Annotated in this window: 23 protein-coding genes; 17 read left to right on the top strand and 6 right to left on the bottom strand. The window is 62.3% G+C overall.

Annotation, left to right across the window (positions count from 1 at the left end; genetic code table 11):
• Positions 1-148 precede the first annotated feature (148 nt).
• Positions 149-490 carry a hypothetical protein gene (locus ACWPWQ_RS19900; RefSeq protein WP_025328270.1) on the top strand — a complete coding sequence of 114 codons (342 nt, stop codon included), beginning with the start codon at positions 149-151 and terminating at the stop codon, positions 488-490.
• Positions 491-567: 77 nt separating this feature from the next.
• Here ACWPWQ_RS19900 and ACWPWQ_RS19895 read toward each other — a convergent pair whose 3' ends face one another.
• The gene (locus ACWPWQ_RS19895; RefSeq protein WP_319916436.1) at positions 568-1005 is read right to left on the bottom strand and encodes a PACE efflux transporter; all 438 of its coding nucleotides are present in this window, start codon (positions 1003-1005) and stop codon (positions 568-570) included.
• A gap of 131 nt (positions 1006-1136) precedes the next feature.
• Here ACWPWQ_RS19895 and ACWPWQ_RS19890 point away from each other — a divergent pair, with 131 nt between their 5' ends.
• A complete protein-coding gene (locus ACWPWQ_RS19890; protein ID WP_025328268.1) occupies positions 1137-2018 on the top strand; it encodes a LysR family transcriptional regulator in 882 nt (293 codons plus the stop codon).
• Between the two features lie 6 nt (positions 2019-2024).
• Here ACWPWQ_RS19890 and ygfZ read toward each other — a convergent pair whose 3' ends face one another.
• The gene (ygfZ, locus tag ACWPWQ_RS19885) at positions 2025-2930 is read right to left on the bottom strand and encodes a tRNA-modifying protein YgfZ (RefSeq protein WP_454010593.1); all 906 of its coding nucleotides are present in this window, start codon (positions 2928-2930) and stop codon (positions 2025-2027) included.
• A gap of 119 nt (positions 2931-3049) precedes the next feature.
• Here ygfZ and ACWPWQ_RS19880 point away from each other — a divergent pair, with 119 nt between their 5' ends.
• On the top strand, positions 3050-3319 hold the full coding sequence (locus ACWPWQ_RS19880; protein WP_025328266.1) for an FAD assembly factor SdhE: 270 nt from the start codon (positions 3050-3052) through the stop codon (positions 3317-3319).
• A gap of 18 nt (positions 3320-3337) precedes the next feature.
• The gene (locus ACWPWQ_RS19875) at positions 3338-3712 is read left to right on the top strand and encodes a protein YgfX (protein WP_429108569.1); all 375 of its coding nucleotides are present in this window, start codon (positions 3338-3340) and stop codon (positions 3710-3712) included.
• A 66-nt stretch (positions 3713-3778) separates the two neighbouring features.
• Here ACWPWQ_RS19875 and nadB read toward each other — a convergent pair whose 3' ends face one another.
• Positions 3779-5386, bottom strand: coding sequence for an L-aspartate oxidase (nadB, locus tag ACWPWQ_RS19870; protein ID WP_454010586.1), 1608 nt, complete (start codon positions 5384-5386; stop codon positions 3779-3781).
• Between the two features lie 181 nt (positions 5387-5567).
• Between nadB and rpoE the strand changes: the two genes are divergently transcribed.
• The 10 genes from rpoE to pdxJ all read left to right on the top strand — a co-directional run bounded on the left by rpoE (position 5568) and on the right by pdxJ (position 14320).
• Positions 5568-6149 (top strand): RNA polymerase sigma factor RpoE, encoded by a 582-nt coding sequence (gene rpoE / locus ACWPWQ_RS19865; protein ID WP_005332791.1) that lies wholly within the window; start codon positions 5568-5570, stop codon positions 6147-6149.
• A 23-nt stretch (positions 6150-6172) separates the two neighbouring features.
• Positions 6173-6760 (top strand): RseA family anti-sigma factor, encoded by a 588-nt coding sequence (locus ACWPWQ_RS19860; protein WP_041204349.1) that lies wholly within the window; start codon positions 6173-6175, stop codon positions 6758-6760.
• A 21-nt stretch (positions 6761-6781) separates the two neighbouring features.
• Positions 6782-7762 (top strand): MucB/RseB C-terminal domain-containing protein, encoded by a 981-nt coding sequence (locus ACWPWQ_RS19855; RefSeq protein WP_025328262.1) that lies wholly within the window; start codon positions 6782-6784, stop codon positions 7760-7762.
• A 90-nt stretch (positions 7763-7852) separates the two neighbouring features.
• Positions 7853-8314: a SoxR reducing system RseC family protein gene (locus ACWPWQ_RS19850; protein WP_139434091.1), complete on the top strand. Its 462-nt coding sequence runs from the start codon at positions 7853-7855 to the stop codon at positions 8312-8314.
• A 170-nt stretch (positions 8315-8484) separates the two neighbouring features.
• On the top strand, positions 8485-10278 hold the full coding sequence (gene lepA / locus ACWPWQ_RS19845) for a translation elongation factor 4 (RefSeq protein ID WP_139434016.1): 1794 nt from the start codon (positions 8485-8487) through the stop codon (positions 10276-10278).
• A 3-nt stretch (positions 10279-10281) separates the two neighbouring features.
• Positions 10282-11205 carry a signal peptidase I gene (gene lepB, locus ACWPWQ_RS19840; protein WP_042648729.1) on the top strand — a complete coding sequence of 308 codons (924 nt, stop codon included), beginning with the start codon at positions 10282-10284 and terminating at the stop codon, positions 11203-11205.
• Positions 11206-11877, top strand: coding sequence for a ribonuclease III (gene rnc / locus ACWPWQ_RS19835; protein WP_111910479.1), 672 nt, complete (start codon positions 11206-11208; stop codon positions 11875-11877).
• Positions 11874-12773, top strand: a complete 900-nt coding sequence (gene era / locus ACWPWQ_RS19830; RefSeq protein ID WP_139434018.1) for a GTPase Era — start codon at positions 11874-11876, stop codon at positions 12771-12773. The genes rnc and era overlap by 4 nt, the downstream gene beginning before the upstream one ends.
• Before the next feature lie 14 nt (positions 12774-12787).
• Entirely contained in the window at positions 12788-13498 is a 711-nt protein-coding gene (gene recO, locus ACWPWQ_RS19825; protein WP_005332779.1) for a DNA repair protein RecO, read from the top strand.
• An 84-nt stretch (positions 13499-13582) separates the two neighbouring features.
• Positions 13583-14320 carry a pyridoxine 5'-phosphate synthase gene (gene pdxJ / locus ACWPWQ_RS19820; protein WP_041205039.1) on the top strand — a complete coding sequence of 246 codons (738 nt, stop codon included), beginning with the start codon at positions 13583-13585 and terminating at the stop codon, positions 14318-14320.
• 219 nt (positions 14321-14539) lie between these two features.
• On the opposite strand, the gene ACWPWQ_RS19815 is transcribed toward pdxJ, so the two are convergent.
• The 3 genes from ACWPWQ_RS19815 to barA form a co-directional block, all read right to left on the bottom strand.
• The gene (locus tag ACWPWQ_RS19815; protein WP_454010585.1) at positions 14540-15460 is read right to left on the bottom strand and encodes an N-acetylmuramoyl-L-alanine amidase; all 921 of its coding nucleotides are present in this window, start codon (positions 15458-15460) and stop codon (positions 14540-14542) included.
• 41 nt (positions 15461-15501) lie between these two features.
• A complete protein-coding gene (locus ACWPWQ_RS19810; protein ID WP_139434022.1) occupies positions 15502-15987 on the bottom strand; it encodes a YehS family protein in 486 nt (161 codons plus the stop codon).
• 63 nt (positions 15988-16050) lie between these two features.
• Positions 16051-18771 (bottom strand): two-component sensor histidine kinase BarA, encoded by a 2721-nt coding sequence (barA, locus tag ACWPWQ_RS19805; protein ID WP_454010584.1) that lies wholly within the window; start codon positions 18769-18771, stop codon positions 16051-16053.
• Between the two features lie 272 nt (positions 18772-19043).
• Here barA and rlmD point away from each other — a divergent pair, with 272 nt between their 5' ends.
• The 3 genes from rlmD to mazG all read left to right on the top strand — a co-directional run bounded on the left by rlmD (position 19044) and on the right by mazG (position 23705).
• Positions 19044-20366: a 23S rRNA (uracil(1939)-C(5))-methyltransferase RlmD gene (gene rlmD / locus ACWPWQ_RS19800; RefSeq protein WP_454010583.1), complete on the top strand. Its 1323-nt coding sequence runs from the start codon at positions 19044-19046 to the stop codon at positions 20364-20366.
• Positions 20367-20617: 251 nt separating this feature from the next.
• Positions 20618-22828 carry a GTP diphosphokinase gene (gene relA, locus ACWPWQ_RS19795; RefSeq protein ID WP_005332770.1) on the top strand — a complete coding sequence of 737 codons (2211 nt, stop codon included), beginning with the start codon at positions 20618-20620 and terminating at the stop codon, positions 22826-22828.
• Positions 22829-22907: 79 nt separating this feature from the next.
• Positions 22908-23705 (top strand): nucleoside triphosphate pyrophosphohydrolase, encoded by a 798-nt coding sequence (gene mazG / locus ACWPWQ_RS19790; RefSeq protein ID WP_454010582.1) that lies wholly within the window; start codon positions 22908-22910, stop codon positions 23703-23705.
• Positions 23706-23842: the final 137 nt, after the last annotated feature.

The following is a 23842-nucleotide window of genomic DNA, read 5'->3' as shown; positions in this document are numbered from 1 at the left end:
ACGGTTACTATACCGGGCAAAGGGGCAAATAGCACCCGGCCCGCGCCCCGCTGGCGGGACGCTCAATTAGTGATGCGCCCGAGATAGACGCTGTGAAAAGGACAGGGCAGAATGAGCGGGCTTGTTCCCACTCTACGTAAGGAAATGTATGACCCAACAGAATGAGCAGCAGAGAAACCGCATGTTGAGCCTGTTGCGTGAAGGCGAGCGCCGCATGTTGGTGCAACTGGCCGGTCTGCTGCGTACCAGTGTCGATGAAATCAATGCGGAGCTGGAAAAAGAGGAGTTGCTGTCTGCCCTGGAGCAACCCATCACGGTGGAGTACCTCAATGGCGTGGTGCAACACCATCTGTTCGAGCGTCTGCACAAGGGGGACATGGTCGCGGCCCAGCGCATGCTGAACCAGTATCAGAGCGACCTCGAGGCCATGCTGAACCAGGAAGCGGCCCAGACCGAGGCCCCTGCCGACGAGGTGAAGGCGCAAGCCTGAATACCTGCCCCTCGAGGATCCAGATCAGCACCATCATGCCAGTCGCATGATGGTGCCTCGATTTTTCCCTTCTCTTGTCACCCCGTGACCGGCCGCACCCCCTGGCCCGGGATGGGGAACACCTTGTCATAGCTCCAGTTGTAGACGAAGGCATAGACCAGGTAGAACAGCACGAAGCCCAGATCCAGCACCAGCGCCTCCAGCAGGCCGATGTCGAGCCACCAGGACATCACCGGCAGGGCGACGATCAGCAAGCCCCCCTCGAAACCCAAGGTATGCAGCACCCGTTGCCACAGGCTCTTGTGGGTATGGCCCTGCAGGCGCAGCAGCAGCCTGTCCACCCCGATGTTGTAGACATAGTTCCAGACGGTGGCGACCACCGAGAAGAACAGGGCCAGCGGGCCCATGTGGTTGAGACCGACGCCGGTGACCCAGCTTGCCAGGGGGGCGGCGATCAGCAGGCCAATCAATTCGAAGCCGATGGCGTGGCGCAGGCGATCACGGGTATTACGCATGGTCTGTCTCTCTGTTTCTCTTTCCGGGTGGGTATGGCGGCCAATTTATCGCTATTTTTCGATAGGTTCACGTTGGTATCTATCGCTAAAATAGATGGATCTGGGTGCAATATCAGGGCAGGAGCAGGCGAATGACCCCTTCACTGGAACAATTCAAGGCGTTGCTGGCGGCGGCCGAGACGGGATCTTTCTCGGCGGCGGCGCGCAGCCTGGGCAAGGCGCAGTCGGTGGTGAGCACCGCCATCGCCAATCTGGAGATAGATCTCGGTCTCGAGCTGTTTGATCGCAGCGGCCGCTACCCCGTGCTGACCGAGGCGGGGGCCCGCATCAGCCAGGAGGCGGGGGTGCTGCTGGCCCAGAGCGAGCGGCTGCAGGCCATTGCCGGGGAGCTGGCCAGCGGCATAGAGTCGCGCCTCACCCTGGCCATCGACGATGACTCCCACCTGCCCTGGCTGGGTGCCCTGCTGGAGGAGTTCGCCGGTCGCTATCCGACGGTGGAGCTGGAGCTGCTGTTCCCGCTGATGGAGGATGTGACCGAGCTGCTCAAGAGCGGGCGGGCCCAGCTCGGCATCAGCTACCAGAAGGCGCACCCGGAGCGGGAGCTGGTCTCCCGCTCCCTGGGGAGCGTCGCCATGCCCCTGGTGGTCTCCCCGGATCACCCCCTGGCCCACAAGACGCCGCTGCACGAGAGTGACCTGCAAGGGGCCCGCCAGCTGATGGTGACGGGACGGCGGGAGGGCACGGAGCGCCATCGCTTCCGCCTCTCGTCCCAGGTGTGGTGGGTCGAGGGGGATCTCGGGATCCTGGAGCTGGTCAAGCTGGGGCTGGGGTGGTCTGCGGTCCCCGAGTTTCTGCTGCACCGGCCGCTGGCGCGGGGTGAGCTGGTGGTACTCAAGCCGGATTTCCTTCCCCTGGCCGAGCTGGAGCTGGAGTTGCAGTGGTATCGCGCCCGCCCGCTCGGGCAGGCGGGGCGCTGGCTGAAGGAGGCCCTGCTGGCGCGGGTGCCTCGTTAGCGGACCTTAGTCGGTCAGGGAGTAGGGCAGGGGTTGCAGGGCGAGGCGGGAGCCTTCCTCCTGCTTGAGGCGGAAGCTGGCATCGGCCTCGGTGTCCTTGGGCAGCACGGCGGTGAGCCACACCTGACCATCCTGCTGCCAGGCGTTCAGCACCATGCCGCTGCGCCGCCAGTTGTCACCGAACTGGATCTCCAGGGTATCGCCGCTGGCCACGGGGCCACTGGCCTGCCCGGCCAGCACGAAGAGGGCGCGGTTGTTGGCGCCGCGGTATTTGGCGCGGGCCACTATCTCCTGCCCCATGTAGCAGCCCTTGGTGAAGCTGATACCGTCCAGGGCCTGCAGGTTCAGCATCTGGGGAATGTACTCCCCCTGATGGACCGCCTCCAGGTGCGGGATGCCCGCCTTGATGTCCAGACCCCACCAGAGCGCTTCGTTGCCGGCAGGCAGGCTCAGCGCCAGCGGCTGCTCGCTTGCCAGCAGCCAGCGATCGGCTTCCACCCTGACCGCCATGCCGCCCTCGACAAGGCCGGTCCCGGTCAGCTCGAAGTGCTGTGCTACCCAGGCATCCGTGCCCTGACCGGCCAGGCCGACCGCCTGGCCCTGGAACTCGCCGATCTCCACCTTGGCGAACACCGCAAACTTCTTGAGTTCGGGCAGCTGGCGCGCCAGCACCGACGGCTTGGTCAGCAGCAGCAGGCTCTCATCAAGGCAGAGCAGGCGAAAATCGCTCCACAGCTTGCCCTTGGGATCGCAATGGCCGCCGAGGGTGCTCTGGCCCGGTTGCAGGGCGCTGACGTCACAGGTGACCTGGCCTTGCAGATATTTCACGCGATCAGTGCCGGTGAGGCGGGTGATGGCCAGATCGGTCAGGGAAAACAGGGTTGGCTCGGCAGGAAGAACAGGGGTCGGCAGGCTCACGATGGTATTCCAGAGACAGAAAGTATGTGACCTGCATGGTAAAGACGTAAGGAATGTTTGTCAGCCGGAAAATCCAGCTGCTACCATCCTCGGGTCTTTGTAAGGAGAGTTCCATGTTGAGCCCAATTGAAAAGTCCCGCCTGAAGTGGGCCTGCCGTCGCGGCATGCTCGAGCTGGATGTGATCTTTATGCCCTTTTTCGAGCACGAGTTCGACTCCCTGAGCGAGGCCGAGCAGCAGACCTTCATCCGTCTGCTGGAGTGCGAGGATCCCGAGCTGTTCCGCTGGAGCATGGGCCACGGTGTGCCGAGCGACCCCGATTTCGCCGCCATGATCCCCCTGATCCTGGAGCGCAATCAGGCCCGTCATGATCGCCTGAGCTGATCCCCGATGCGGGTCCTGATGCCCGTCATTCCCTCCCGGCGGCAGCGCCTGCTGCTGCTTGTCCTGTTTGGGCTGTTGCTCTGGCCCACCGCCAGCCTGATCCAGGGCTGGCAATGGGGGCTGTTTATCCCCTGCTGGTTGCTGGGGCTCTGGCTGGCCTGGCGCCCCGTCACGTCAGGGCGACAGGCGCTGCTCTGGGATGGGGAGTGGCTGGAGTGGCAGGGCCGGCGCCATCGACTGGATGACCGCAGCCGCATCCTGCCCGGGGTGCTCTGGCTGAGGCTGGTGGCAGACGAGGGCGCCGAGCGCCACCTCTGGCTCTTCTCCGACGCCCTGGCACCCGAGCACTACCGCACCCTGGCCCGGGCCATTCACCTCGCCGTTCCCCGCTGACCCCATCCTGCCCCCAATAGATGACCCCGCCGAAGCGGGGTCATCTGATGGACTGCGGTGGGTTGTTTACTCCCGTTCCGGCGTCAGTACCGTTGGCTTGGGATTCGGCTGCATGTCCGGGTAGTCGAGGTTATAGTGCAGTCCGCGGGACTCCTTGCGCTCCAGGGCACAGTTGACGATGAGCTCGGCCACCTGCAACAGGTTGCGCAGCTCCAGCAGGTTGTTGGAGACCCGGAAGTTCGCATAGTACTCCTGCACCTCCTGCTTGAGCAGGTCGATGCGGCGCTTGGCGCGGGCCAGACGCTTGTTGGTGCGCACTATCCCCACGTAATCCCACATCATCAGCCGCAGCTCGTGCCAGTTGTGCTGGATCACCACCTGCTCGTCCGAGTCATCCACCTGGCTCTCGTCCCAAGCGGGCAGGCTCGGCGGCTCCACGCTGGTGGGCAGCTTGGCCAGGATGTCGGCCCCCGCCTGATGGGCGTAGACCACGCATTCGAGCAGGGAGTTGGACGCCATGCGGTTGGCACCGTGCAGCCCGGTGTAGGTCACCTCGCCGATGGCGTAGAGACCCGGGATATCGGTCTGGCCGTTGTTGTCGATCATCACGCCGCCACAGGTGTAGTGCGCCGCCGGGACGATGGGCATGGCCTCCTTGGTGATGTCGATGCCGACCGCGAGGCAGCGCTCGTGGATTGTCGGGAAGTGCTTGATGATGAACTCCGCCGGCTTGTGGCTGATGTCCAGATACATGCAGTCGGCGCCGAGCCGCTTCATCTCGTGGTCGATGGCGCGGGCGACTATGTCCCGCGGCGCCAGTTCGGCCCGCTCGTCGAAGTCCGGCATAAAGCGGCTGCCGTCGGGACGGCGCAGATAGGCCCCTTCCCCGCGCAGGGCTTCGGTCAGCAGGAAGTTGGGGTCATCGGGGTGGAACAGGCTGGTGGGGTGGAACTGGTTGAACTCCAGGTTCGCCACCCGGCAGCCGGCGCGCCACGCCATGGCGATGCCGTCCCCCGAGCTCACGTCCGGGTTGGAGGTGTATTGATACACCTTGGAGGCGCCGCCGGTGGCCAGCGCCACGAAACGGGCGCGGATCACCTCGACCTGCTCGACGTTGCGGTTCCAGACATAGGCGCCGAGCACCCTGTTGCCCGGCAGGTCCAGCTTGCGGGTGGTGATGAGATCGACCGCGTTGAAGCGCTCCATCAGGCGGATGTTGGGGTGGGCGCGGACCTGATCGATCAGGGTGAGCTGCACTGCCTTGCCGGTGGCGTCCGCCGCGTGGAAGATGCGGCGATGGCTGTGGCCCCCTTCCCGGGTCAGGTGATAGTGGGATTCCCCCTCGGCATCCTCTTCCTGATCGAAGGGCACGCCCTGCTGGATCAGCCACTGGATGGAGTCGCGGGCGTTGCGGGCGGTGAACTCCACCACGGCCGGGTCACACAACCCGGCGCCGGCGTTGAGCGTGTCGCTCACATGGGATTCGATGCTGTCGGTCTCGTCGAACACGGCAGCGATGCCTCCTTGCGCATAGAGAGTGGCCCCCTCACTGATGGGCCCCTTGCTCAGAACCAGGACTTTGGCCTGGTCTGCCAATCGCAACGCGAGGGACAGACCGGCGGCACCGCTGCCAATGATCAGTACGTCGCAAAGGTATTCAACACTTGCTTTCATAAGTATCATTGGCCTGGATTAAGAACTGGCCCCATGGTAGCCCAAGGGGGGTTGTGATGCAGCCCGCATCACATTTTTTTCAATGCAAGCGAACTTTCTCTGATTCCTCCTGTCTGAACTTGTGCGCTTAGAAGGGGCCGGAAAAGAAGAACGATAACCTGATGGGGGTTTTACGGCTCTGATGAGCGACCAGAATCTACTGGACGAACAGCTGGTTGAACGGGTCCAGCGTGGCGATAAAAATGCATTCAACCTGTTGGTAAGAAAATACCAGCATAAGGTGGTCAACCTGGTGGCCAGGTATGTCAACAATCCGGGCGATGTGCCGGATGTGGCGCAGGAGGCCTTTATCAAGGCTTACCGTGCGTTGCCGACATTCCGTGGCGAGAGCGCGTTTTACACCTGGTTGTATCGGATCGCCGTCAACACGGCCAAAAATTACCTGACCTCACAGGGGCGCAGACCGCCTAGCAGTGATGTCGAAGCGGACGAGGCTGAATATTATGGTGGTGGTGAAGCCCTGCAAGAAGTGGCCACCCCGGAAAACCTGGCGCTGACCGACGAGATCAAGCGCACTGTGTTTGCCGCCATAGAAGCCTTGCCAGAAGACTTGAGAACAGCGATCACCCTTCGTGAAATGGAAGGGCTGAGCTACGAAGAGATTGCGGAGATCATGGATTGCCCTGTGGGTACGGTGAGATCCCGTATCTTTCGGGCGAGGGAAGCAATCGATAAAAAGCTGCAACCTCTGATCGAGAATTAAACTGGGGAAAGACAGGCAAACTTATGGCAAATAAAGAGCAACTTTCAGCCCTGATGGATGGTGACCTCAGCGACATGGAGGTTCTGAACGAGCTGGGAACGGATCCCGCTCTGCAAGATACCTGGGCTCGTTACCATCTGATCGGTGATGCCATGCGGGGAGACCTGCCGGTCAATCTGCAACTGGATCTCAGTGACAGCATCATGCTGGCACTGGAAGACGAACCCGTCATACTGGCGCCCAAACCGGTGCAACCCGTTGCCCCCCAGGTGAAGCCTGCAGGCAAGGTGATACCTCTGGTCCGTCGCTTTGGTCAGCAGATGGGGCAGTATGCCATTGCGGCCTCCGTGGCTGCCGCCGTCATCTTCGGGGTGCAGCAGTATCAGGGCAACGACGGCATGCCGGCCAACCCTGTGCTCAACACCATACCGGTCGGTGGCAGTGCGACGCCAGTGAGCGTGCACTATCCCCAGGAGGGCAACCGTGCCACTCCTCGCCAGCAAGGCTTGAACGAGCAACAGATGCAGGAGCAGCGCGAGCGTATCAACGCCTTCCTGCGAGACCATCAATTGCAACAGCGTCTGCTGCAAGACAAGCAGATTCAGGAATAACGCATCTTTAGGGATCAGACCGTGCGCCAGTCCAGCCTCATTCTGCTGGCCTCTCTCCTGCTGATTTGTGCCAAGGCCTCGGCCGACGATCTGTCGGCCGAGGCCTTGTTGCAGCAGATGCAGAGTGCCGTTTCGCAACAAAATTTTGAGTTGTCCATGGTCAAGGCCCGTCAGGGACGCCTCGAGCCCATTCGCTTCAGCCACGGGGTGATCGATGGCAAGGAGGTCGCTCATCTGAGTTATCTCGACGGCAAGGCGGTGGAGTATCTGCAACGCCAGAATGAATACACCTTCTTCGAAAACACCCACGAACCCTACACCCTCAAGGGAGCGCGTTTCCCGGGCGTCTGGTCGAGCCTGGTGAAGATGCCGCTGCCCCGGGTGCTGGAGAGCTATGATCCCGTGCTGGCCGGTCGCAGCCGGGTGGCTGGCCTGGTGGCCCAGGTCGTGAGACTGGTGCCCAAGGAGGCGGACAAGTACGGCTTTGTGCTCTGGGTCGATGAGCAGAGCCACCTGCTGCTGCGGGTGGACATGGTGGACAAGGAGGGCAACCTGGTCGAGCAGGTGCTTGGGGTGGATCTGGACAGGCAGCCGGCGCCCGCGCCCTGGCTTGTCACCCTGGCCCGCAGCAAGCTGCCCGATGCGCTGGCATTGGAAGACGCCTACCCCGCCCCCCAGCAGACCCTGAACTGGCACCTGACCTGGCTGCCGGGTGGATTCAAGGTGCTCTCTCAGGACAGGCACCAGCTGGTCAGCACCAGCTTGCCGGTCGACTACATGATGCTGTCGGACGGCGTGGTGGATCTCTCCGTCTACGTCTCCCGGGTCGATCCCAAGCAGGCGGTGCGCCAGCAGTTGATCCGCCAGGGGGCCACCTCGCTGGTGAGCTTCGTCAACGAGGTCGGGGTGGAGATCACCGTGGTCGGGGAAGTCCCCACCGAGACGGCCAAGCGCATCGCCGAGTCGGTGCAGCCGCTGGCCCGCAACGAGGCGGTACAGTGAGGCGGCATGCTGCCACTTGCCGAACCGGGACGACCGTGCTGAGATCGGGTAAATCCATAGCCGTTCGTCTGGAGTCATCCTGTGAGTAACATGAGCGAAGAGCTGGCAACCGTGGTGGCCGTCGAGGGGGCTTTTGCCTGGGTGGAGTGCGAACGGCGCTCCGCCTGCAGCGGCTGCCATCAGCAGTCAAACTGCGGTACCGGCACCGTCGCCAAGGCCTTTCCCCTGAAGTCGCAGCGACTGCGGGTGGCGCTGACCGGCGAGGTCCTGGTCGGCCAGCAGATCCGGCTCGGCATTCCCCAGGCGAGCATCCTGCGCGGCGCGGCCCTGGTCTATGTGCTGCCGCTGTTCTGCCTGCTGCTCGGTGCCCTGCTTGGTCAGCTCTGGCTGGCGCCGCTGCTGTCGGCGGGGGAGGGCGTCACCATCCTCAGTTGCCTGCTCGGCGGCACCATCGGATTTTTACTGGTTCGTTACTTTTCTGCCCGGCTCGAGCAAGGGGAATATGGTCCCCGCATGCTCGGCGTGGTACTCAATACCCGCCACCTCTCCTGAGCGGCGCTACCCTTTTCTGGCTCCGTCGCCGCCGTTCTGGTGCCGAGGGCCCGCCAGACAAGGCGCTATTTCTGGTGCCCGCCGACTAAAGATTGGCCGTCGACCGGGTTATCCAGTAAAATCCTGCCCTCATATCCGACCCTAACTTAATTTTGAGTGATTCTTGCTCGATGAAACACATTCGTAACTTTTCGATTATTGCGCACATCGACCACGGTAAATCGACCCTGTCGGACCGTCTGATCCAGACTTGTGGCGGCCTGTCCGACCGCGAGATGCAGGCTCAGGTGCTTGACTCCATGGATCTGGAGCGCGAGCGCGGCATTACCATCAAAGCACAGAGTGTGACCCTGAACTACCAGGCACAAGACGGTAACACCTATCAGCTGAACTTTATCGACACCCCGGGCCACGTGGATTTCTCCTACGAGGTTTCTCGCTCCCTGGCTGCCTGTGAAGGGGCTCTGCTGGTGGTGGATGCCGGTCAGGGGGTTGAGGCACAGACTCTGGCCAACTGCTACACCGCCATGGAGATGGAGCTGGAAGTGGTGCCCATCCTGAACAAGATCGATCTGCCTGCCGCAGAACCCGAACGGGTTGCGGAAGAGATCGAGGACATCGTCGGCATAGACGCGGTGGATGCGGTGCGTTGCTCCGCCAAGACCGGTCTGGGTGTCGATCTGGTGCTGGAAGAGATAGTGGCCCGCATCCCGGCGCCGGAAGGTGATCCGGATGCCCCGCTGCAGGCGCTGATCATCGACTCCTGGTTCGACTCCTACCTGGGGGTTGTCTCCCTGGTGCGCATCAAGAACGGTTCCCTCAAGAAGAACGACAAGATCAAGGTGATGAGCACCGGTCAGGTGTGGGGCGTGGATCGCATCGGTATCTTCACTCCCAAGCAGGTGGACACCATGGGCCTGGGCTGTGGCGAGGTAGGTTGGGTCGTCTGCGGCATCAAGGACATCCACGGCGCCCCTGTGGGTGATACCCTGACGCAGGCCAAGAACGGTGCCGACAAGGCGCTGGCCGGTTTCAAGAAGGTGAAGCCGCAGGTCTATGCGGGTCTGTTCCCCATCTCCAGCGATGACTACGAGTCGTTCCGTGACGCCCTCGACAAGCTCTCCCTGAACGATGCCTCCCTGTTCTTCGAGCCGGAAAGCTCCACCGCACTGGGCTTCGGCTTCCGTTGTGGCTTCCTCGGCATGCTGCACATGGAGATCATCCAGGAGCGTCTGGAGCGGGAATACGATCTGGATCTCATCACCACGGCACCGACCGTAGTGTATGAAATCGAGCTGAACAACGGCGAGACCATCCACATCGACAGCCCGGCTGCCATGCCTGCGGTCAACAACATCAAAGAGATGCGCGAACCCATCGCCGAGTGCAACATACTGTTGCCCCAGGAGTACATGGGCAACGTGATCACCCTCTGTATCGAGAAGCGTGGCGTGCAGACCAACATGGTCTATCACGGCAAGCAGGTGGCGCTGACCTACGAGATCCCGATGGCGGAAGTGGTGCTCGATTTCTTCGACCGCCTCAAATCCACCAGTCGCGGCTACGCCTCCCTGGATTACGGCTTCAAGCGCTTCGAAACCTCCGACATGGTCCGTCTGGACATCATGATCAACGGTGAGCGCGTCGATGCCCTGGCCATCATCACCCACAAGGAGAACGCCCAGTATCGCGGTCGCCAGGTGGTGGAGAAGATGCGCGAGCTGATCCCGCGCCAGATGTTCGACATCGCCATCCAGGCGTCCATCGGCAACCAGATCATCGCCCGCAGCACGGTCAAGGCCCTGCGCAAGGACGTGACCGCCAAGTGCTACGGCGGTGACGTGAGCCGGAAGAAAAAGCTGCTGAACAAGCAGAAAGAAGGCAAGAAGCGGATGAAGTCCCTGGGCCGTGTCGACGTGCCGCAAGAGGCCTTCCTCGCCATTCTCCACGTCGGAAAGGATTAATAGATGGCAAGCACCTTTTCCCTGATCCTGGCCATAGTCACTCTGCTGACCGGCATCATCTGGACAGTCGACAAGCTGGTCTGGTCCAAGCAGCGGGCGGCCAAGATTGCGGCCGCCCGTGCCAACGCCGGCTCGAACATCGATGAGAAGACCCTGGCCAAGGTGGCCCCCATGCCGGTCTGGATCGAGCAGACCGGCGGTGTCTTCCCGGTCATCGCGCTGGTGCTGATCCTGCGTTCCTTCATCTTCGAGCCGTTCCAGATCCCGTCTGGTTCCATGATGCCCACCCTGCTGGTGGGCGACTTCATCCTGGTGGAGAAGTTCGCCTACGGCCTGCGTGATCCCGTGACCAACACCAAGTTCCTCGAGACGGGTTCTCCCGAGCGTGGCGACGTGGTGGTGTTCAAGTATCCGCTGGATACCCGGGTGGACTACATCAAGCGGGTGGTCGGCATGCCCGGCGATCGGGTGATCTATCGCAACAAGGAGCTGATGATCCGGCCCAAGTGCGAGGAGCAGGAAGGGAAAACGTGCCCGGGCTTCAAGAAGCTCGACGTCAAGTTCGAGCAACGGGGTGAGTTCAGCCAGATGGGGATCCCGCTGGATCGCTACACCGAACAGTTGGGCACAGTTTCTCACGAGACCCTGCGCAACCCCCTGATGCCGGACCTGGTGGATCGCTACTATCGCCAGCCCGGTACCTACCCGGATGAGTGGGTGGTGCCGGAAGGCCACTATTTCGTGATGGGCGACAACCGCGACAACAGTACCGACAGTCGTTTCTGGGGCTTCGTGCCCGAGCAGAACCTGGTGGGCAAGGCGGTTGCCATCTGGATCAGTTTCGAATTTGAGCGCGAGGAAGGATCCAGCTTGCCAAGCTGGGTGCCGACCGGTGTGCGCTTCAACCGCATTGGCGGAATCAAGTAAATGAATATCAAGATGAACAGACTGCAGTCCCGTCTCGGGCATGTCTTTCAGGATCAAGAGCTGCTGACCCGGGCGCTGACCCATCGCAGCGCCGGTTCCCGTCACAACGAGCGACTGGAATTTCTGGGGGACTCCATCCTGAGTCTGGTGATTGCCGACGACCTCTTCCACCGCTTCCCGCAAGCGGCGGAAGGGGATCTCAGCCGGATGCGCGCCACCCTGGTGCGGGAGAAGACGCTGGCCGAACTCGGCCGGGAGTTTGACCTTGGGGATCACCTGATCCTGGGGCCTGGCGAGCTGAAAAGCGGCGGGTTCCGTCGCGAGTCTATCTTGGCCGACACTGTCGAGGCGGTGATCGGCGCCGTCTATCTGGATACCGATCTGGAGCGGGTGCGGACCCTGTTGCTCGGCTGGTACGCCAGCCGCCTGGATGAAATCAAGCCCGGCATCGAGCAGAAGGATCCCAAGACCCGACTGCAGGAAATTTTGCAGGGAAGCCGCAAATCCCTGCCGACCTACACAGTGACCAACGTCAAGGGCGAAGCCCACAACCAGGAGTTCACCGTCCAGTGTGACGTGGATGGCCTGGATGGTCCGCTGGTCGGGGTCGGCACCAGCCGCCGCAAGGCCGAACAGGCCGCGGCGCAGCAAGCACTGGAAAAACTGTCATGACAGATACTACCTATTGCGGCTTTGTCGCCATAGTGGGCCGCCCCAACGTGGGCAAGTCCACCCTGCTCAACAAGCTGCTTGGCCAGAAGGTCAGCATCACCTCGAAGAAGCCCCAGACCACCCGTCACCGGATCCTGGGGATCGACACCGAGGATAACTACCAGACCATCTATGTGGATACCCCGGGTCTGCACATCGAAGAGAAGCGGGCCATCAACCGCCTGATGAACCGCGCCGCCACCAGCTCCCTGGGGGACGTGGCCATGGTGGTCTTCATGGTCGACGGCACCCACTGGACCAAGGACGACGAGATGGTGCTCGGCAAGTTGCGCCACCTGCACTGTCCCGTGGTGCTGGCGGTCAACAAGATCGACAACGTCAAAGAGAAAGAAGATCTGCTGCCTCACCTGGAGTGGCTGGGCCAGCAGATGAACTTTGCCCACATTCTGCCCATCAGTGCCGAGAAGGGCACCAACGTGGAGAAGATCCGCGAGTGGGCCAAGCCGTTGCTGCCGGAGAACGTTCACTTCTTCCCGGAAGACTACGTGACCGACCGTTCGTCCCGCTTCATGGCCTCCGAGATCATCCGCGAGAAGCTGATGCGCTTCACCGGCGAGGAGCTGCCCTACTCGGTGACGGTGGAGATCGAGCGCTTCAAGGTGGAAGAGAACGGCCTCTACCACATCCACGGTCTGATCCTGGTGGAGCGCGATGGCCAGAAGAAGATGGTCATCGGCAACAAGGGCGAGAAGATCAAGACCATAGGCACCGAAGCGCGCCTCGACATGGAACGGCTGTTCCAGAACAAGGTGCACCTGGAGCTGTGGGTCAAGGTCAAGTCCGGCTGGGCCGATGACGAGCGCGCCCTGCGCAGTCTCGGTTACGGCGATGACTAAGCGGCGCTGACGGATTGCTGAACCCGGCTTTCGTCATCCACAGTCGGCCCTATCGGGAGACCAGCCAGCTGGTCGAGGTCTTCACCCAGGATAGCGGCCGATTTACCCTGGTGGCTCGCGGTTCCCGCGGGCCACGCTCCCCTCTGAAGGGGCTGCTGCAACCCTTCACCCTGCTCACCATGAGCTGGCGTGGCAAGGGAGATCTCAAGAACCTCGCCCAGGTCGAATGCCCGGATCACTCCCTGCGACTCGGTGGCGATCGCCTCTTCTACGGCCTCTATCTCAACGAGCTGGTCTACTACCTGCTCGAAGCCCATACCCCCTTCCCCGAGGTGTTCGACGCCTATGCCCGTGCCCTGATGGCGCTGGCGGATGGCGAGACGCCGGAGCTGCCCCTGCGCCGCTTCGAGTTCCTGCTGTTGCAGGCCTTGGGCTATGCGGTGGATTTCGAATATGCCGCCGACGACGACACCCCGATCCAGCCCGATCTGCTCTACGGCTTCGAGCGGGAGCTCGGCTTTGTCGCTTGCGAGCGGGCGCCCGATCCCCGTACCCTGTTTCTCGGCGCCCACCTGCTGGCCTTCGCCGAGGGGCGATTCGATACCCCTCCCTTGCTGCAGGCGGCCAAGCGCTTCAGCCGGCTGGCGCTGCAGCCCTATCTTGGCAAACGCCAGCTCAAGAGCCGAGAGCTGTTTTTAAAACGCAAAGCCAGCATGCAAGGCTGACACAGATTACATACATATGGATATTGGCGCGGAGTGATTCGCTGACCGCGCAGTCAACAGATGAAGAGTTTCAAGGAGTCCTCAATGAGTGAAATCTATCTGGGTGTGAACATCGACCATATCGCCACCCTGCGCAATGCCCGCGGCACCCAGTATCCGGATCCTGTCCAGGCCGCCTTCGTGGCCGAGCAGGCCGGTGCCGATGGCATTACGGTTCACCTGCGTGAAGATCGCCGCCACATCACCGACCGCGACGTGGAGATACTGCGCCAGACCATCCAGACCAGGATGAACCTGGAGATGGCGGTGACCGAGGAGATGATCGGCATCGCTTGCCGCATCAAGCCCCAGTTCGTCTGCCTGGTACCGGAGAAGCGCACCGAGGTGACCACTGAGGGTGGCCTGGACGTGGCCGGTCAGCTGGACAAGGTGACCGATGCGGTGACCCGCCTCGCCGCCGTCGGTGCCCAGGTGTCGCTCTTCATCGACGCCGACCCCATCCAGATCGATGCGGCCGCCGAGAGTGGTGCCCCCTTCATCGAGATCCACACCGGCCGCTATGCCGATGCCACCACGGATGCGGAGCGCAACGCCGAGTTCAAGCGCATCGCCGCTGGCGCCTCCTATGCCGCCGGCAAGGGCTTGAAGGTCAATGCCGGCCATGGCCTGCACTACCACAACGTCAAGGCCATCGCCGCCATTCCCGAGCTCTATGAGCTCAACATCGGCCACGCCATCATTGGCCGTGCCGCCTTCGACGGTCTGGCCAAGGCGGTGAGCGACATGCGCCTTTTGATGCAGGAAGCCCGTCAGGGGATCTGATGCCGGTCTGCCTGCATCGCACAGACAAGGGACGCCTCGGCGTCCCTTGTTGTTTTTTGGGGGGGCAACCCGGTTCTGGAAAGTACCGCTCCAGCAGTGCCATCAGGATGGCCTGGCACCCGGCTCGCCGGTGATCAATGCGGGGTGGAAATGGAGTTCGGCAGGGAGGCGCATCGCGGCTTGGGAACACGCTGCGTCAGCGGAAACATCAGGAAAACATCAGCCCGGCTCGGGAAAGTACCGCTCCAGCAGGGCCATCAGGATGGCCTGACACTCGGCATCCGGCTCGCCGGTGATCAGGGAGGGACGGAAATGGAGCTGGAAGGCGCGCAGGGCGGCGCGACTCTGCTCATCCCAGGCGCCGTGCTGGGGGAGGCCGTAGCCGTAGTGGGCGAGCCGCTGCTGCCATTGCAGCGCATCCCAGGGGATGAGCTGTGCCTGGCGCAGCTCGGCCACCCTGGCCTCGTCTGGCCAGGCGCCGACGCCATGGTGCAGGGCCAGCTCGCGCCAGGGGAAGTGGGGGCCGGGATCCTGCTTGCGTTCGGGGGCTATGTCGCTGTGGGCCAGCACCTGGGTGGGGGGAATGCGATAGCGATCGACCAGATCCCGGGTGAGGGCGCCGAGGGCGGCGATCTGGGCCCGGGTATAGGGTTGCCAGCGCCGCTGGTGAGCGGGCAGGGCTTCATCTTCCGTGGGATAACCCAGATTGACTATCTCGATGCCGAGGGAGCTGGCATTGAGCCCGGCATACTGATGCCAGCGGCTGCGACCGGCGTGCCAGGCGCGCTGGCTGTCGGGCACCAGCTGGTAAACGGGCAGCGGCCGCTCGTCGGTGTCGCGGGGGATCAGGTAGTGGGCACTCACCTTGTGCTCGGGTTCGGTCAGCAGGCGCAGGGAGCGGGCGTCGTCCTCGTCGGTGTAGTGGAGGATCAGAAAGGCGATGCGCTCATTCTGGTTGGCGCTGACATGACGGGTGGCGAGCTGATAAGGCGCCGGTTGGCAGGCGCCGAGTCCCAGCAGCAGGCAGAGTGACAGCAGTATGGTGCGGCATCTGCCTGGCCAGGAGGCACTGAAAAGAAGCGCTGGCCAGCGCGGCCTGCCGCCCAGGCGGAATGACGGGGGGCAGGTGCGCTGGCCCATGGCTCAGGCGCGCTGTCTGAGGGGGACGCGCGCGCGCGGGCTCATGGCGCTGTCCTGTACTTGGCGGTGAGGCCGATGAGGAAGTTGCGCAGGATCTGATCCCCGCAATCCTGGTAGTGTTTGTGATCCTTGGCGCGGAACAGGGCGCTCAGCTCGGATTTGGAGAGGTTGAAGTTGGCGAGCTTGAGGGTGCCCAGCATGTCTTCTTCCTTGTAGTCGAGGCCGATGCGCAGCTTGCGCAGGATCAGGTTGTTGTTGATCCGGTTCGGGATCACCTGAGGCGGGGCATTTTCCCGCACACCGCGACGCACGGCGATGAAGCCGTCGAGGAACTGGCTCAGGGCCGAGTCCGGGCAGGCGGCATAGCCGGCTTCCTGCTCTTCCCCTTCCGCGGCCTCTTTCAGCAACCAGCTGTGGAGCTGGGCGTGGGTGACAGTCAGGTTGCCCTTGGCAAACATCTCGACCATCTGATCGTTGCTGATGGTGAGGGCGTAGCGCAGGCGGCGCAGAATATCGTTGTTGGTCATGTTGACTCCTGTGGAAACGGCGCGATTTTACCATCTGCGGGCCCCGCAGTCAGAAAAAGCGCCTCACTCGGCCAGGGAGAGGTAGCGAGGGGCCTCCTGCCTCACCTGCTCCAGGGCATCTTGCAGCTCCAGCAGCTCGGGTTCGAGCTCGCTCACGGGCACGCCGTCGCGCAGCTGCTGCTCGAGCTGGGAGAGCAGGCGCTGCAGGCCGGGCACCCCCGAGTAGGCACAGCCGCCGTTGAGGCGATGGAGCTGGGCCAGCACCTCGGCATCCTCCACCTCCCCCGCCAGCGCCTCGTCCAGCATGGGTTCCACCTCGTCGAAGCTGGCCAGCAGCATGGTCAGCATCTCCCTGGCGAGATCCTCCTTGCCCGCCGCCTGGCGCACCGCCAGGGTCCAGTCTATCTGCTGATCCCCCTGGTTCTGGTGGCGCCTGTGGGCGAAGTCGGTGATGAGCTGCGCCAGCATGCCCTCGTCGATGGGCTTGGCCAGGTAGTCGTCCATGCCCTGGCGGATCAGCCGTTCCCGCTCGCCCGGGATGGCGTGGGCGGTGACCGCGACTATGGGGGTCTCGGTGTTGAGGGAGTGATGGCGGATCGCCTGGGTGGCGCTGATGCCATCCATGACGGGCATCTGTATATCCATGAAGATGATGTCGAACGGCTGGCTCTGGGCCAGGTTGACCGCCTCCTTGCCGTTCTTGCACACCACCACCTCGGTCACCATCTCCTTGAGCATGGCGGCGATGAGCTTGAGGTTGGCGGCGTTGTCATCCACCGCCAGCACCTTGACGGCCTGTACCCGGTGGGGGGCTGGCGCTGGCAGCGGCGTACGCCTGGCCGCCTCGGGGGAGAGCAGGGCGTGCAGCAGCTTGCGGTGGTTGATGGGCTTGGAGAGGCAGTGGGCGGCGCCATGGGCCAGCATGGCGTCATAGAGCGCCGGCTCGTGGCTGCTGAGCAGCACTATGGTGTTCTGTTGCCCGCTGAGGCCATCGAGACGGGTGATCACCTGCTGGGGGGTATGCAGTGTGCTGCTGCCGATGATCACCATGTCTTGACTGCCCATCTCGGGCCAGTCGTCGGTCATGGTCAGGGAGTGCACGTCCAGCTGCCATTCGGCCAGCAGGGCGAGCAGGGAGGCGTGGGTGAAGGGATCCGGCTCCAGCAGCCAGACCCGTTTGCCCAGGATGCGATCCAGCGGCAGCCGCTCGGTCTGGGGCAGGGGCGAGACATCCAGCTCCAGATTGAAGGAGAAGACGGAGCCCTTGCCAAGCTCGGACTCGAATCGGATCTGGCCTCCCATCTGCTGCACCAGCTTCTGGGTGATGACCAGGCCAAGCCCTGTGCCACCATAGCGGCGGGAGATGGAGGAGTCGGCCTGATTGAAGGCCTGGAACAGCTGGCGCTGCTGCTCCTCCGAGATGCCGATACCGGTATCCCGGATGAGGACTCGCAGGCGAACCTTGCTGCCGTTGGGGGCCCCGGTCTGCTCGACGCGCACATCCACGTTGCCCCGCTCGGTGAACTTGATGGCGTTGCCGGTGAGGTTGGTCAGCACCTGTTGCAGGCGCATGGGGTCGCCGGTGAGGTAGTCCGGCACGGCGGCATCCACCTGTAAGGAGAGCTCGAGCTGCTTGTCGTGGGCGCTCGGTCCCAGCAGGTGCATGGTCTCGTTGAGGGTGTCCCGCAGGCTGAAGGGGATGTGCTCCAGCTGCAGCTTGCCCGCCTCCAGCTTGGAGAAGTCGAGGATGTCGTTGATGATCCCGAGCAGGTTGCGCGCCGACTTCTCTATGGTCTGCATGTAGTCGGTCTGGCTCGGGGTCAGGCTGGTCTTGAGCAACTGGCGGGTGAAGCCGATGACGCCGTTGAGCGGGGTGCGCAGCTCGTGGGACATGTTGGCAAGGAACTCGGATTTGACCCGGGCCGCCTCCTGCGCCCGCTTCTTCGCCATGTCGAGCTCGACGTTCTGGATCTCGATCTGTTCGAGCGTTTCTCGCAGATCCGAGGTCGCCTGATCGATGTTCTGCTGCATCTCCTCATGGTATTCGGAGAGCGCCTTGGCCATGGCGTTGATGCCGTTTTTCAGCATGTCCAGCTCGCCGGTGAGCTGGCCGCTGACCCGGGTATCGAGGCGCCCCTCCCTGATCCGGTGCACCGCCTGCACCATGTCGGTGATGGGCTGGGTCACGCTCTTGACCAGGCGAAAGCCAAACAGGGTGCTGATGGCGAGGCCGATGAGCACGATGATCACCGCGAAGAAGGCGTCGCGATATTGCAGGACTATGGCCCTGTCGGTGGCGAGCTGCATGGAGATGTAGCCGATGACAGGCGGCTCCAGATCGCTCGGCAGGGGGAAGCCGTCCAGGCTGGTCTCGGCCTGGATGGGGGTGCGCAAGATGATGTCATCGCCATTGAAGGTGACGCTGGTCAGGGCCGGGATGGCGCTGCCGTCCGGCAGGCGCAGCTGGCTGAAGTCCCTGTGATAGTTGGACGTCACGAACAGCTGGTTCTCCTGGGTGAAGACGGCGATGGACTTGATGAAGGGGGAGTTCTTGCGATGGGTCAGCCCGATCAGCCGCTTGAGGGATTCGCGACTGTGCTGGGTCATGCCGTATTCACTGGCGATGGCCAGGGGCTCTATGATGTTGATGCCCTGATCGATCAGGTTGTTTTCCAGCTGATGGTAGCGGTGGAAGGTGAAGTAACCGGCGATCAGGCCGCCGATGATCAGGGTTGGCAATATGGTAAATGCCAGTACACGGGCTCTGAGGCCGTACTTGGTCATGCTGATAAACCGCCGGCAAACATGATGAAGACCATAGCCCCGGGGGCGTGTGGGCGCAGGGGGAGGGCTGGCAATACAGTCGATGTCACCGTACGGGCGCTCAGGCCGTATCCTGTCATATCAATGGGCCACTTATGGTCAGATTGGGCAATGGGGCAGAGGCCGCAGCTCGGGCCCTCAGGCCGCATTTGGTCATACTATTATTCTTGTGGGACAATGGCCTGCTGCAGATTCCACAATCATGACATAGCCACCTATAGGCACCAAGTTTTATGGCCCAGTTTTTCAAGCCCCAAAAGAAATCCACCCAGCCCCAACGTATTGAATTTACGATAGACAGTCTGGACCACCACTGTGTCGGTGTCGGCCGTCATCAAGGCAAGGCCATCTTCGTCGAAGGGGCACTCCCCGGTGAGCTGATCAAGGCTCGCATCGTCGATGACAAGAAGCACTATGCCCACGCCGCCCTGCAACAGATAGTGACCCCGGCGGCCAATCGCATCGATCCCTTCTGCCCCCATTATCGCGAGTGCGGCGGTTGCAGTGCCCAGCACCTCGGCGAAGCGGATCAGCAGGCGGCCAAGGAGGCCGGGCTGGTCAGCCTGTTCGAGCGCCTTGGCAACATCAAGGCTCCGGCGCTCGAACCCGTGCTCAAGGGAGAGTCCCGCAGCTATCGCCGGGTCTGCCGTCTCGCCATCAAGTTTGACAAGAACGGTCGCTGCACCCGGGTGGGGTTCCGCCGCCGTCAATCCAATGACCTGGTGGAGGTGGCGGGCTGCCCCGTGCTGGCCGATCCCCTCTCTGCCCTCATCACCCCCCTGCGCGAGTGCCTCAATCGCTTGAAGAGCCAGCGCGAGCTGGGACATGCGGAGCTCATCCAGGCCGAACAGGGCATCATGATGCTGCTGCGTCACACGGGTCGCCCCAACGAGGCGGATCGCGCCCTGCTGCTGGCATTTGCCGAGGCCCAGGGGATAGACCTCTATCTGCAGGCGGCGGATGAGCGCATCGAACCCCTGCGTCAACAATTTCAGCCGAGCTACACCCTCGATGGCCTGTCTCTTGCATTCGCCCCAGGCGACTTCATTCAGGTCAACGGCCCCATCAACCAGAGCATGGTGACCCAGGCGCTGGCGTGGCTGGGGGCGACCAAGGACGACAAGGTGCTGGATCTCTTCTGCGGCATCGGCAACTTCACCCTGCCGCTGGCCCGTCAGGCCCGTGAAGTGGTGGGGGTCGAGGGGGAGCTCGCCATGGTGGCCCGTGCCGAGGAGAACGCCCGTCGCAACGGCATCGACAACGCCCGTTTCTACAAGGCGGATTTGAGCGGCGACATCGTCGGCATGTCCTGGGCGCGGGAAGGCTTCGATCTGGTGCTGCTGGATCCGGCCCGGCCCGGGGCGCTGGAAGTCATGAGCCACGTGGCGGCACTTTCGCCCAAGCGGGTGGTCTATGTTTCCTGTAACCCTGTCACCCTGGCCAGGGACAGCCAGGTGCTGGTGAAGGGGGGTTATCGACTGGCTCGCCTGGGGATGCTGGACATGTTCCCCCACACCGGTCATCTGGAGTCCATGGCGCTGTTTGAACGGGATTGAGCAGGCTGTTTTCAGATTGCCGGTGCTGCGTTTTGTCGGTCTTCCGATGCCGGTAGCGCTGTTTGCGCAGGGGTGATTAGGGTAATCTAGATCTGCAAAAATGGGCCTGATGTGCGAGAGAAACCTGTTGCCGGGATCGGCAACATGCCTTGAAAACTCTCCCGCGCATCCCCATTTGAGGCAGTCATCAGCTGATGAGGGGATGGCAGAAAGCATCGGCTTTCGGCCCCACAATTTTAAGGATTGATACCATGGTTGCGGTGCGCGAAATTCATTTGAAAGACAATTTCACTCTGGAGGAGTGGGTCAGTTCCCTTACCCTGAGTGAAAGCGACAAGAATCAACTGCGAACCGTCTACCAGTACTGTCTGACGCTTGGCGACGAGGCGCTCACCAACCGCCTGCTGGTGCGTGGCGTCGAGATGGTGGGCATACTGCTGATGCTCAGCATGGATCTCGCCACCCTCAAGTCGGCCATTCTCTATCCCTTCGTCGAAGCCGGCCTCATCAAGCAGGAGAAGGTGAACGAGGACTTCGGTCCCAAGATCGCCAAGCTGGTGGAAGGGGTGCTGGAGATGGAGGCCATCCGCTCCCTGCAGACTCTGCACCGCAGCGAGACCTCGCCGGAGCAGGTGGACAACGTGCGCCGCATGTTGCTTGCCATGGTGGAGGATGTGCGCGCCGTCGTCATCAAGCTGGCGGAGCGGATCGCCTGCCTGCGGGAGGCCAAGCTGGCGGATGAGGAGACCCGGGTGCTGATGGCCCAGGAGATCACCAACATCTATGCGCCCCTCGCCAACCGCCTCGGCATAGGTCAGCTCAAGTGGGAGCTCGAAGATCTCGCCTTCCGTTACCTGCACCCGGATACCTACAAGCAGATCGCCAAGCAACTCGACGAAAAACGACTCGATCGGGAACGCTACATCCGCGAGTTCGTGCAGTCCCTGCGGGATGCGCTGGCGGAGGCCGGGGTCGAGGCCGAAGTCTACGGCCGCCCGAAACACATCTACAGCATCTGGCGCAAGATGCAGAAGAAGCACCTCGAATTCAACGAGCTGTTCGACGTGCGTGCGGTGCGGGTGATCACCAAGCGGCTGCAGGATTGCTATGCGGCGCTCGGCATAGTCCATACTCATTTCCACCACATTCCCCGCGAGTTTGACGACTATGTCGCCAACCCCAAGCCCAACGGCTACCAGTCCATCCACACAGTGGTGGTGGGGGAGGAGGGGAAGACGGTGGAGATCCAGATCCGCACCGAGCAGATGCATCAGGATGCCGAACTCGGCGTGGCGGCTCACTGGCGCTACAAGGAAGGGGCCCAGGCCGCCGCCAAGACCAGCACCTTCGAAGACAAGATCGAGTGGCTGCGCAAGCTCCTTGCCTGGCAGGAGGATCTCTCCGAGAGCGGCTCCCTGCTGGACGATCTGCGCAGTCAGGTGTTCGAGGACAGGGTCTATGTGTTCACCCCCAAGGGGGACGTCATCGACCTGCCGGCGGGGGCCACCCCGCTCGATTTCGCCTATCACGTCCACAGCATGATCGGCCACCGCTGCATCGGGACCAAGGTGGATGGCCGCATTGTGCCCTTCACCTACACGCTGCAGACCGGCGATCAGGTGGAGGTGATCACCCAGAAGGAGCCGAACCCGAGCCGCGACTGGATGAACCCCAATGCGGGCTTCCTGCGCTCCAGCCGGGCGCGGGCCAAGGTGGCGACCTGGTTCAGAAAGCTGGATCGGGACAAGAACATCGCCGCCGGCAAGGAGCTACTGGAGAAGGAGCTGGACAGGCACAACCTGACGCTCTCCAAGGTGGACAAAGTAGTGCTGGAGCGCTTCCATGCGGAGGAGCTGGAAGACCTGCTGGCCGGCATCGGCAGCGGCGACATCCGCATCAACCAGCTGCTCAACTACCTCGACACCCGTTACAACAAGCCGACGGCGGAGGAAGAAGACCGCCGCCTGCTGGAGAAGCTGGAGCAGAAGGCCAATGCGCCCTTCCGCCCCAAGGCCAAGGATCACATCGTGGTGGAGGGGGTCGGCAATCTGATGACCCACATTGCCCGCTGCTGCCAGCCCATCCCGGGGGACTCCATCCAGGGTTTCATCACCATGGGCCGCGGCGTCTCCATCCACCGGGAGGATTGCGAACAGCTGAAAGAGCTGTCGCGCCGCAACCCGGAGCGACTGATCGACGCGGTCTGGGGGGAGAACTACTCCGGCGGCTATGGTCTCACCATCCGCATCCTCTCCAACGACAGATCCGGCCTGCTGCGGGACATCACGACCGTGCTGGCCAACGAGAAGATCAACGTCATGGGGGTTCGCTCGCGCTCCAATGTGCGCGAGCAGACCGCCGAGATCGACATGGAGCTGGAGATCTACAACATCAACGCCTTCAACCGGGCCTTGGCCAAGCTCAGCCAGCTCAATGACGTGATCAGCGCCAAGCGACTCTGACACCCGATAAATAGTGACCGGCCCCCGTGGCCGGTTGTGCTTTATGACCCTTCTTGAACGAATCGAAAGCGAAGATCCCATGTCCCAACGTTACGACCTCCCTCAACTGCTCGACATCATGGCTCAACTGCGCTCCCCGGACGGGGGCTGCCCCTGGGATCTCAAGCAGAGCTTCCAGACCATAGTGCCCCACACCCTGGAGGAGGCCTACGAGGTGGCCGATGCCATCGAGACCCAGGATTGGGAAGGATTGAAGGGGGAACTGGGGGATCTGCTGTTCCAGGTGGTCTTCTACGCCCAGCTCGGCAAGGAGCAGGGGTTGTTCGATTTTGCCGACATAGTCGATGCGGTGAGCGAGAAACTCATTCGCCGCCACCCCCATGTGTTCTCCGATGCTGACCTCGGTGACGAGCAGGCGGTCAAGGTGAACTGGGAGGCGGAGAAGGCCAAAGAGCGTGCGGCGCTGGACAAGGAGAGCGTGCTCGATGACATCCCCCTCTCGCTGCCAGCCCTGACCCGGGCCGCCAAGATCCAGAAGCGCTGCGCCACCGTCGGCTTCGACTGGAAGACGCTAGGGCCTGTGGTGGACAAGATCCACGAGGAGATCGAGGAGGTGATGGAAGAGGCGCTGATGGTCGACGTGGACGAGGCACGGGTGAGCGACGAGCTCGGCGATCTGCTGTTTGCCACCGTCAATCTGGTGCGCCATCTGGGCAAAGATCCCGAGCAGGTGCTGCGGGGCGCTAACGCCAAGTTCGAACGCCGTTTTCGTCAGGTTGAGCAGTTTATTGCCGCGGAAGGGCTGAAAATGACCGATTGCTCCCTGGAGAAGCTGGACGAGGCCTGGAACAAGGCCAAGGAAACCGAGCAAAGTTGATTTGGCGCAAGACGGGGCGGCGGGGAGCCTGATAGATTTTTGTTCATTGTTTGGGAGAGGGGGTTTTGGTATACTGTTTCCCCGTCCTGCTTCATCCCCGAAGCACCCCTTAAAATTCCCTAAACTTCTTTCAGGTT

This window comes from Aeromonas sp. Marseille-Q7275 (assembly GCF_965119515.1).
The sequence above is the reverse complement of the archived record's forward strand: the minus strand, read 5'-3'. Positions and strand labels throughout refer to the sequence as shown.

Bases quoted from the DNA above. Each gene is read 5' to 3' on its own strand.
- ACWPWQ_RS19900 (WP_025328270.1), top strand. From the start codon at position 149: ATGACCCAACAGAATGAGCAGCAGAGAAACCGCATGTTGAGCCTGTTG.
- ACWPWQ_RS19895 (WP_319916436.1), bottom strand. From the start codon at position 1,005: ATGCGTAATACCCGTGATCGCCTGCGCCACGCCATCGGCTTCGAATTG.
- ACWPWQ_RS19890 (WP_025328268.1), top strand. From the start codon at position 1,137: ATGACCCCTTCACTGGAACAATTCAAGGCGTTGCTGGCGGCGGCCGAG.
- ACWPWQ_RS19880 (WP_025328266.1), top strand. From the start codon at position 3,050: ATGTTGAGCCCAATTGAAAAGTCCCGCCTGAAGTGGGCCTGCCGTCGC.
- ACWPWQ_RS19875 (WP_429108569.1), top strand. From the start codon at position 3,338: ATGCCCGTCATTCCCTCCCGGCGGCAGCGCCTGCTGCTGCTTGTCCTG.
- nadB (WP_454010586.1), bottom strand. From the start codon at position 5,386: ATGAAAGCAAGTGTTGAATACCTTTGCGACGTACTGATCATTGGCAGC.
- rpoE (WP_005332791.1), top strand. From the start codon at position 5,568: ATGAGCGACCAGAATCTACTGGACGAACAGCTGGTTGAACGGGTCCAG.
- ACWPWQ_RS19860 (WP_041204349.1), top strand. From the start codon at position 6,173: ATGGCAAATAAAGAGCAACTTTCAGCCCTGATGGATGGTGACCTCAGC.
- ACWPWQ_RS19850 (WP_139434091.1), top strand. From the start codon at position 7,853: ATGAGCGAAGAGCTGGCAACCGTGGTGGCCGTCGAGGGGGCTTTTGCC.
- lepA (WP_139434016.1), top strand. From the start codon at position 8,485: ATGAAACACATTCGTAACTTTTCGATTATTGCGCACATCGACCACGGT.
- lepB (WP_042648729.1), top strand. From the start codon at position 10,282: ATGGCAAGCACCTTTTCCCTGATCCTGGCCATAGTCACTCTGCTGACC.
- rnc (WP_111910479.1), top strand. From the start codon at position 11,206: ATGAATATCAAGATGAACAGACTGCAGTCCCGTCTCGGGCATGTCTTT.
- era (WP_139434018.1), top strand. From the start codon at position 11,874: ATGACAGATACTACCTATTGCGGCTTTGTCGCCATAGTGGGCCGCCCC.
- pdxJ (WP_041205039.1), top strand. From the start codon at position 13,583: ATGAGTGAAATCTATCTGGGTGTGAACATCGACCATATCGCCACCCTG.
- ACWPWQ_RS19815 (WP_454010585.1), bottom strand. From the start codon at position 15,460: ATGGGCCAGCGCACCTGCCCCCCGTCATTCCGCCTGGGCGGCAGGCCG.
- ACWPWQ_RS19810 (WP_139434022.1), bottom strand. From the start codon at position 15,987: ATGACCAACAACGATATTCTGCGCCGCCTGCGCTACGCCCTCACCATC.
- barA (WP_454010584.1), bottom strand. From the start codon at position 18,771: ATGACCAAGTACGGCCTCAGAGCCCGTGTACTGGCATTTACCATATTG.
- rlmD (WP_454010583.1), top strand. From the start codon at position 19,044: ATGGCCCAGTTTTTCAAGCCCCAAAAGAAATCCACCCAGCCCCAACGT.
- relA (WP_005332770.1), top strand. From the start codon at position 20,618: ATGGTTGCGGTGCGCGAAATTCATTTGAAAGACAATTTCACTCTGGAG.
- mazG (WP_454010582.1), top strand. From the start codon at position 22,908: ATGTCCCAACGTTACGACCTCCCTCAACTGCTCGACATCATGGCTCAA.